The following is a 924-nucleotide window of genomic DNA, read 5'->3' as shown; positions in this document are numbered from 1 at the left end:
TGTTTTTTTCAATCGTTAATCTGTTCTTGTCTAAGACCATTTTAACAATAGAATTTGGGTGAGTAAGATTGACCGATTTTGGCAAAAAATACAACAACCATAGAGATAACAAGCCACTCAAAATAACGCTTAACCATAGCGTGTAAAAATAATACCAAGTCGCAAATAAACCCAAGCAATAAATAAAAACACTCAGAGTTAAATAAATTTTTGATGCTTGAATTTTGATGTTGAGCTTACTCTGCATTATCGCTCAATTCAAAACCTATTTCTCTAGCACGCTCAAAGGCAGCGCGCATAGCATGAGAGATTATTATGTCAAAATTTTGCTCTTGAAAACTCTCAATTGCTACTTGTGTGGTGCCATTTTTCGAGGTAACTTTGGCACGCAGTTCACGCGCAGAATCAGTGCTTTGCTTTGACATTGTGCTTGCACCGAGTGCAGTTTGAATGCTGAGTTTTTCAGCGATTTGTTTGTCTAGTCCGAGTGCAACGCCGGCATTGGTCATTGATTCAATCATTAAAAAGAAATAAGCAGGACCACTACCTGATAGTGCTGTTACCGCATCAAGCATTGTTTCTTCTTTTACCCAAAGGCATTCACCAACTGAGACAAGAATTTGTTCAGCCAATGTTTTTTGTTTATCGCTCACAGCATCATTAGCCACCATTCCAGCTGCACCTTTGCCTACCAGTGCAGGTGTATTTGGCATAGCGCGTACAATAGATACACCGCCGCCTAGCCAATGATTAATATCATGACTTCTCACACCAGCAGCAATAGAAATCAATAAAGGTCTGTGGCGGATGTGCACTTTTATTTGTTTGCAAACACTTAACAATATTTGTGGTTTTACTGCCAGTACAACCACATCGCATTGCATGACCATTTGTGAGTTGTCGGTAAAAACTTCAACGCCAAAT

General features: G+C 39.3%; 1 protein-coding gene and 1 pseudogene. Both read right to left on the bottom strand.

What is annotated here, in order from left to right:
* Positions 1 to 247, bottom strand: a pseudogene (locus BBROOKSOX_RS11755) (hypothetical protein); the annotation flags it as partial.
* Positions 237 to 924 (bottom strand): pyrroline-5-carboxylate reductase (proC, locus tag BBROOKSOX_RS11750; protein ID WP_139662070.1); only part of this gene is annotated, 688 nt, incomplete at its 5' end. The pseudogene BBROOKSOX_RS11755 and the gene proC, both read right to left, overlap by 11 nt.

The organism is bacterium endosymbiont of Bathymodiolus sp. 5 South, from assembly GCF_900128535.1.
Lineage (GTDB): Bacteria > Pseudomonadota > Gammaproteobacteria > PS1 > Pseudothioglobaceae > Thiodubiliella.
The sequence above is the reverse complement of the archived record's forward strand: the minus strand, read 5'-3'. Positions and strand labels throughout refer to the sequence as shown.